We start from the raw sequence: 7405 nt of genomic DNA on the forward strand, positions 1-7405 counted from the left end.
ATTCGCCTGTAATTAAAGACTAAAGTTTGCCGACTCCATGCCGTTAAAGGTGTATCAAATGAGAGGCGTCATGCAAATACATACTTTAGACAAAGCAGGAATCATCAACGAACTGAAGTTCGGTACCGGGATCAGCCAAGCGGTTGAGCAAGGTCGCCGTGCAGATTTCGCGTTGCTGCTATCTATGTTTTCTAATGATGTTCGAGATTGCACGCCAATTGACACCATTGAAGTTACAGAAACAAATGAAGATCGCCTGCGCAAACAATTTGGCGTAGCAGAGCCTCAACAACTGCGTTCAAACCAGTCGTCGTATGAGATTTCAGCTCAGCAATCTAATCATTTTCATCAAGCTAGCCTTGCCAGTGCAAAGCTAAGCCATTACTTGAAACCGGAAGCGCTTGCCTTCATGCCTGAAGATACGGCCGACTTACCCGAAGAGGTTTACCAAAACCTTTCTGGTCATGAGCGACGCAGACTCGCGAACAAGCATTTCCCTGATTTGCCGCATGCTACGCTCTATAATGAGCTAACAACCGCGCAACGTCAGTATCAAATTCAAGCTCAAGTATAGCGGTCACCTACCTTTCCTCTTTTTCACTTTCCATTCACAGCGATTTTTCGATTAACTCGCACACTTCAAACTATTCATACGAGTGATATGAACCACTAGTCTTAGGCAACCTAAAAACATCAGATGTCGGTTACCGCTTGAAGTTACCACAAAATGTGACCTGTCACTAAGTTCATAAAAACTTATTAACTGGCGCACCTTAGTTTGAACCAATTCACACCCATTGTATGAAATTTAACCCATCTTTATCCGACATGGACGATTTGTTTAGGTACTGGGATGGAAATAAAAAGCTCAATCATATTGGTGACATCTGCCGGCTCGCGACTGGGAGGGACGATTGCGAACCACTTTGTTAACCTTGGAGCCACCGTCATCCTTTGTGATAAAGATACGGAAGCACTTCAGGCGACGTATCTACAGTGTGCCCGCTTTTCTGACTCTGTTTACCACTACACGCTCAAAAGCAATGACAGCCAAGCGATTCTCAGCGTATATGATTTTATTCAAACCACCTTCAACACTTCACCCGATGTACTGGTCAATAATTGGATAAGCTCTCCGATGCCAAGTCTGATTGGCGATCAACCTGTCAGTAGCTTTATTAATGATCTCTCATCGATGGCATCGACCCTGTTCGCATTTGGGCAAATCAGTGCAGAGAGATTAAGAGAGGAAGATAAAGAAGGTGTGATTGTGAATGTGATATCTCATGACGACTTTCATGATGTGTCCGGCTTAGAGAGCGCCAACTCAATGATCACAGGCTTTACCCATAGCTGGGCGAAAGAGTTGACTCCCTTTGGTATCCGAGTTGGTGGTGTTGTTCCCGCCGTTCATAACTCCGATGGCAAGCTCAACCGATGTCACTGGGCTCAGCTGCAAGACGAGCTGACCCGAACCACTGAATACATTGTCTCGAATGACTACTTCAGTGGGAGAGTAGTCGCGGCTGAGGTTTAACTCTCAACTCCAAGTGAACATGGCTGACTCAACTCAAATCGAGTAGCAGAGCTATTGCCTTTCAATCCGTTTTACAAACGAACCAAACATAAAAAAAGCCCCAGTCTCTCGACTGGGGCTTTCATCTTTTCCCGATAGATAAGTATCGTGCTAGCGAAAACTTATCTCAAAACTAATGCTTACTTACTATGCGTTAGCTTTTTCTTTTTTAGCTTTTGGCGCTTTCGCTTCAGTTGGCTTTTGGTCTGCTTTCTTAAGGATAACTGTAGTACCTTCGAAAGTTTCGCCTTCAACGTATGGTTGACCGAAGTAAGAAGTTGTTAGAACTTCTTTTAGCTCAGTGATTAGAGGGTAACGTGGGTTAGCACCTGTACACTGGTCATCGAACGCTTCAACAGCTAGCTCATCTAGTTTAGCGATGAAGTCAGACTCGTTAACACCCGCAGCTTGGATAGATAGTGGGATGTCTAGGTCAACTTTAAGCTCTTCTAACCAAGTCAGTAGACGTTCAATCTTCTGAGCAGTACGGTCACCAGCTTGGCTCAGGCCTAGGTGGTCAGCAACTTCAGCGTAACGACGACGAGCTTGTGGACGGTCGTACTGAGAGAATGCAGTCTGCTTAGTTGGGTTATCGTTCGCGTTGTAACGTACAACGTTTGAGATAAGTAGTGCGTTAGCAAGACCGTGTGGTAGGTGGAACTCAGCACCAATTTTGTGAGCCATTGAGTGACACACACCTAGGAATGCGTTCGCAAATGCTACACCAGCGATAGTTGCTGCGTTGTGTACTTTCTCACGAGCGATTGGGTCAGCCGCACCATTTTTGTAGCTTGATGGTAGGTATTCTTTAAGCATCTTAAGAGCTTGAAGAGCTTGACCATCTGAGTATTCGTTCGCAAGAACTGATACGTAAGCTTCAAGAGCGTGAGTTACTGCATCGTAACCACCGAACGCTGTTAGAGACTTAGGCATGTTCATTACTAGGTTCGCATCAACGATAGCCATGTTTGGCGTGATTTCGTAGTCAGCTAGTGGGTACTTAGCACCAGTCTTGTCGTCTGTAACAACAGCGAATGGAGTAACCTCTGAACCCGTACCTGAAGTTGTAGTGATACATACAAGCTCAGCTTTTTGACCCATTTTAGGGAACTTGTAGATACGTTTACGGATGTCCATAAAGCGCATTGCTAGTTCTTCGAAGTGAGTTTCTGGGTGCTCGTACATAACCCACATGATCTTAGCAGCGTCCATTGGAGAACCACCACCTAGAGCAAGGATTACGTCAGGTTGGAAGCTCTTCATTGCTTCAGCGCCTTTCTCAACAACAGATAGTGTTGGATCCGCTTCTACGTCGAAGAAAGTTTGAACTTCGATGCCTTGTGCTTTAAGCAGGCTAACTACGTCATCTGCGTAACCGTTGTTGAATAGGAAACGGTCAGTTACTAGGAATGCGCGTTTCTTACCTTCTAGGTCGCTCATTGCGATTGGAAGGCTACCACGACGGAAGTAGATAGACTTAGGTAGTTTGTGCCACAACATGTTTTCAGCTCGCTTCGCTACAGTTTTCTTGTTGATAAGGTGCTTAGGACCTACGTTCTCAGAGATAGAGTTACCACCCCATGAACCACAACCTAGAGTTAGAGAAGGTGCAACGTTGAAGTTGTACAGGTCACCGATACCACCGTGAGTAGTAGGGATGTTGATTAGGATACGAGCCGTCTTCATCTTGTCACCGAAGTAACGGATGCGGTCTGCGTTAGTATCTTGGTTAGTGTAAAGACCAGATGTGTGGCCGATACCACCGATTTCAACCATAGTTACCGCTTGAGCAACTGCGTCTTCGAAGTCGTCTGCGCGGAACAGACCTAGAGTTGGAGATAGTTTCTCGTGAGCGAATTCGTCATCGTAAGAAACTTTACCAAGACCTTCACCTACAAGTACTTTTGTATCAGCAGGAACTTTAACACCAGCCATTTCAGCGATTGCTGGAGCAGGTTGACCTACGATTTTAGCGTTTAGGTTGCCGTCGATAAGAAGCACTTTACGTACTTTATCAGCGTCAGCTTTAGATAAAACGTGAGCTTTGTGAGAAGCGAAACGCTCTTTAACTTCGTCATAAACTTCACTAACAACGATTGCAGCTTGCTCAGAAGCACATACAACGCCGTTGTCGAATGTTTTAGACATAAGAATAGATGCTACAGCACGTTTGATGTCAGCTGTTTCATCGATAACTACAGGAACGTTACCAGCACCAACACCGATAGCAGGCTTACCTGAAGAGTATGCTGCTTTAACCATGCCTGGACCACCAGTAGCTAGGATAAGCGCAATACCGTCGTGCTTCATCAGCGCGTTAGAAAGCTCTACAGATGGTTGGTCGATCCAACCGATGATGTCTTTTGGAGCGCCCGCTTTAACAGCCGCGTCTAAAACAAGTTTAGCAGCGTCGTTAGTTGAGTTCTTTGCACGTGGGTGTGGTGAGAAGATGATACCGTTACGTGTCTTAAGAGAAATTAGAGACTTGAAGATTGCTGTAGAAGTTGGGTTCGTTGTTGGAACGATACCACAGATGATACCTACAGGCTCAGCGATTGTCATTGTGCCTAGGTTGTCATCTTCTTCTAAGATGCCACATGTTTTTTCGTCTTTGTATTTGTTGTAGATAAATTCAGATGCAAAGTGGTTTTTGATAACCTTATCTTCAACAATACCCATTCCAGATTCAGCAACGGCTTGTTGAGCCAAAGGAATACGAGCATGGTTAGCAGCAAGAGAAGCTGCGCGGAAGATTGCGTCTACTTGCTCTTGAGAGAATGTAGCAAACTCTTCTTGTGCTGCTTTAACGCGTGCTACTAGAGCATCAAGTTCCGCTAGGTTAGTTACAGGCATGGTGGATCTCCTAAAATAATAAATATTAAAAACTTTTTATTAAATTCGCTGCTTGCCTTTAACCTTAAACATCAGCGTTCTTAGTAAATTGCTTTCAGGGCTGAGTATATTATTTCACGGTGTGAAAAAAATTGACCCAGATCAGTTACCCAAAAAGAATTAACCAGAAAGTAGTAAGGCAATCGCAAAAGTGAACTTAAGATCATGATTTACTTAGATTAAAGCCACACTTTTCGTACGCGCAAAAAACAAGCAAACAGACAATTTTTTTTTACATAGCGTAATAAAATGTAAAAAAGTTTCATTTTTAGTCCGTTAAATTACATGTATACAGCTATATTCGTGCTACTGAGAGTATATCCATACCGTTGCACGGGCTAGATTCTGACATAATTTTTATTAATTTCGTGCGCGAGTTAACAGTTACTCAATAAGAAGTCACAAAATAAAACACTAACGACTAGCTCGCAACAAGGCTAAAACAAAAGTGAGATTCAATTAGTTTTTCTAAAAAGAATCGCCTATTTCAAGTTAGTTTTTTTCATTCGTGAAAATTTGGTTTGTCCCTTACATTACGCGCCTAGACTATTCACAGATCAACCCTTCAACCTTAAAGTACGCTAACTGGAGATCGCTCTCATGCAAGGCTTAGAACTCGCAATCTTTATGCAATTCTTCCTTGGGCTTGTTGCTGCCGTAAACCCTATCGGCATCATGCCTGTTTTTGTTTCTCTTACGGCTCATATGCCGCCGGAAGAGAGGAACAGGACAGCCTTGCAAGCAAACATTGCTGTTGCCGTGATCTTGATTGTGTCGCTTGTTGCGGGGCAAATGCTGCTTGATATGTTCAGTATTTCACTAGACTCATTTCGTGTTGCTGGTGGCTTGCTATTACTGAGCATCGCGTTTTCGATGATGAGCGGTAAGCTCGGTGAAGATAAACAGAACAAGCAAGAGAAATCAGAATACATCAGCAAAGAGCAAATCGGCGTTGTTCCACTTGCTATGCCGCTAATGGCAGGTCCGGGTGCAATCAGCTCGACCATTGTTTATGGATCTCGCTACCCTGCTGTTATTGATACAGTAGGCATAGGTATTAGTATTATTGCTTTCGCAACCTGCTCTTGGCTTTTGTTCCGTTCAGCGCCGGTTATCGTTCGCTTCCTAGGGCAAACGGGTATCAACGTTATTACACGTATCATGGGCTTAATTCTTGGCGCATTGGGCATCGAGTTCATCGCCAATGGCCTACGTAATCTGTTCCCAGGTTTGGCATAACGTTTAGCGGTATTTCGGTTGCTCTATAAAGGGCAACAATATTGAAATATAGATGAGGCGAGTAAAGTGATTGGGCTTTCACTCGCCTCATTATTATGAAGCTTGTATAATCACAGTTAATATATTTAACAAAAGATGATCCTTAACCTATGTCACGTCAGCCTCTTAAGCATCATTTGTACGTCATTATCTTTGGTACTCATACGCCAGCTGGGCGTGCATTTGATATATCATTGATCATTGCAATATTAGTTTCACTATTGGTGCTGATCTTAGAATCGATCCCCAACGTCATGACAGAGTGGTCGCAAGAGCTTCGCTACATTGAATACAGTTTTACAGCCCTCTTTACGCTCGAATACTTACTGCGACTATATTGTTCTCCGAAACCAAAATCTTATGCCACCAGCTTTTATGGTGTCGTTGACCTATTGGCGATTCTTCCAACCTACCTAGCGATCATCTTCCCAGGCGCTTCATTTATGGGTGTGGTAAGGCTGCTACGTGTGATGCGTATTTTCCGAATCCTAAAGCTAGTTCGCTACCTTCAAGATTCCAACATATTACTGCGTTCACTTTTGATGGCGAGACGGAAGATACTGATCTTCTTTAGCACTGTAGGTATCTTAGTCGTAATCTTTGGTGCTCTGATCTTTGTTATTGAAGGACCAGAAAATGGCTTCACCAGTATTCCCCACAGTATTTATTGGGCAATTGTAACCATCACTACGGTTGGCTACGGTGACATGATCCCCCAAACCGCGTTAGGTAAAGCGATCGCTTCACTTACCATGCTGTTGGGTTACTCTATCTTAGCGGTGCCAACCGGGATCATTACCGCAGAACTCAGTAATGAGATGAACTCACACAAAGAGTTGGTTAAGTGTCCTAACTGCAACCGAGCGGGTCATGATTCGGACGCGATGTATTGCAAGCACTGTGCTAGCGAATTAGCAGATCCAGACAAGCGGGTCGTCACCGACGAGACCGAATAAAAACCAAAAAAAGAGCTCCTAAGAGCTCTTTTTTTTCTTAACTATCTAACTAAAGCAACTAACAGCCGTCTGTGAAAACTTCCACTTGGTAGTCATCATTTGCTTCCATTGCGGCCGTGTATTTCAGGTAGCATTGGGTCCTCTCGATAGCGGTATTGAAGTCATTAGGAAGAACGTCCGACAAATATTCCGACCGGGTAATCAGCCACAGGTCTGGGTCACTCACTGAGCCATTATTATGCGCTGCCCATGTCCACTCAGTAGTCAGGTCATGAAACCCTGAATCAATCGCTAAAAAGTTTTCCATTCCCCCTTTTTCAACCGCGGGGTAACCAAACTTCACTCGCCCATACTCAGGAATCAAATATGATTCTTGGTCTTCCATACCTTCCACGGCGGCTTTTTCAAACGCCAAATCAGCCGCAGTATGGACAGATGCTCCCAATCCTTCCATAACCGAAGCCCTAGCATCATGTTGTATGTTTAAAAACCTAGGTGCTGCAACAACCGCTAAAACACCAATAATGACGATAACAACAATCAACTCGATAAGAGTAAAACCTTTAAGGTTTGCTTTCATTTTCTAGCTCCAACTTTAAGACGCACGAAAGGTAAGGTTTTAAAGTCAGGCTTCTGTCATCAGAAACAAAAAATGTATGGTCCGCCCCGTTATTGCAACTACAATTAAGTAATAACGGAGTTG

Annotated in this window: 6 protein-coding genes; 4 read left to right on the plus strand and 2 right to left on the minus strand. The window is 43.9% G+C overall.

The features are described 5' to 3' along the window. Positions 1-70: 70 nt before the first annotated feature. Both OQJ75_RS14235 and OQJ75_RS14240 read left to right on the plus strand, forming a co-directional pair. Positions 71-574 carry a VC2046/SO_2500 family protein gene (locus OQJ75_RS14235; RefSeq protein WP_265973193.1) on the plus strand — a complete coding sequence of 168 codons (504 nt, stop codon included), beginning with the start codon at positions 71-73 and terminating at the stop codon, positions 572-574. Between the two features lie 279 nt (positions 575-853). Next, complete coding sequence (locus tag OQJ75_RS14240) at positions 854-1537, plus strand: SDR family oxidoreductase (RefSeq protein ID WP_265973192.1); 684 nt, start codon at positions 854-856, stop codon at positions 1535-1537. A 186-nt stretch (positions 1538-1723) separates the two neighbouring features. Here the strand turns inward: OQJ75_RS14240 and adhE are convergent, their stop codons facing one another. Further along, positions 1724-4429: a bifunctional acetaldehyde-CoA/alcohol dehydrogenase gene (adhE, locus tag OQJ75_RS14245; protein WP_248372240.1), complete on the minus strand. Its 2706-nt coding sequence runs from the start codon at positions 4427-4429 to the stop codon at positions 1724-1726. 639 nt (positions 4430-5068) lie between these two features. Between adhE and OQJ75_RS14250 the strand changes: the two genes are divergently transcribed. Both OQJ75_RS14250 and OQJ75_RS14255 read left to right on the plus strand, forming a co-directional pair. Continuing rightward, positions 5069-5707, plus strand: a complete 639-nt coding sequence (locus OQJ75_RS14250; protein ID WP_265973187.1) for a YchE family NAAT transporter — start codon at positions 5069-5071, stop codon at positions 5705-5707. A 149-nt stretch (positions 5708-5856) separates the two neighbouring features. Next, on the plus strand, positions 5857-6702 hold the full coding sequence (locus OQJ75_RS14255) for an ion transporter (RefSeq protein WP_265973186.1): 846 nt from the start codon (positions 5857-5859) through the stop codon (positions 6700-6702). 58 nt (positions 6703-6760) lie between these two features. On the opposite strand, the gene OQJ75_RS14260 is transcribed toward OQJ75_RS14255, so the two are convergent. After that, positions 6761-7282 (minus strand): prepilin-type N-terminal cleavage/methylation domain-containing protein, encoded by a 522-nt coding sequence (locus OQJ75_RS14260; RefSeq protein WP_265973184.1) that lies wholly within the window; start codon positions 7280-7282, stop codon positions 6761-6763. Between the last annotated feature and the right edge of the window lie 123 nt (positions 7283-7405).

This window comes from Vibrio sp. 14G-20 (assembly GCF_026241515.1).
GTDB lineage: Bacteria > Pseudomonadota > Gammaproteobacteria > Enterobacterales > Vibrionaceae > Vibrio.

What these genes read in the sequence shown, in the direction of transcription:
- OQJ75_RS14250 (WP_265973187.1), top strand. Translation starts at nt 5,069, where the DNA reads ATGCAAGGCTTAGAACTCGCAATCTTTATGCAATTCTTCCTTGGGCTT.
- OQJ75_RS14235 (WP_265973193.1), top strand. Translation starts at nt 71, where the DNA reads ATGCAAATACATACTTTAGACAAAGCAGGAATCATCAACGAACTGAAG.
- OQJ75_RS14240 (WP_265973192.1), top strand. Translation starts at nt 854, where the DNA reads ATGGAAATAAAAAGCTCAATCATATTGGTGACATCTGCCGGCTCGCGA.
- adhE (WP_248372240.1), bottom strand. Translation starts at nt 4,429, where the DNA reads ATGCCTGTAACTAACCTAGCGGAACTTGATGCTCTAGTAGCACGCGTT.
- OQJ75_RS14260 (WP_265973184.1), bottom strand. Translation starts at nt 7,282, where the DNA reads ATGAAAGCAAACCTTAAAGGTTTTACTCTTATCGAGTTGATTGTTGTT.
- OQJ75_RS14255 (WP_265973186.1), top strand. Translation starts at nt 5,857, where the DNA reads ATGTCACGTCAGCCTCTTAAGCATCATTTGTACGTCATTATCTTTGGT.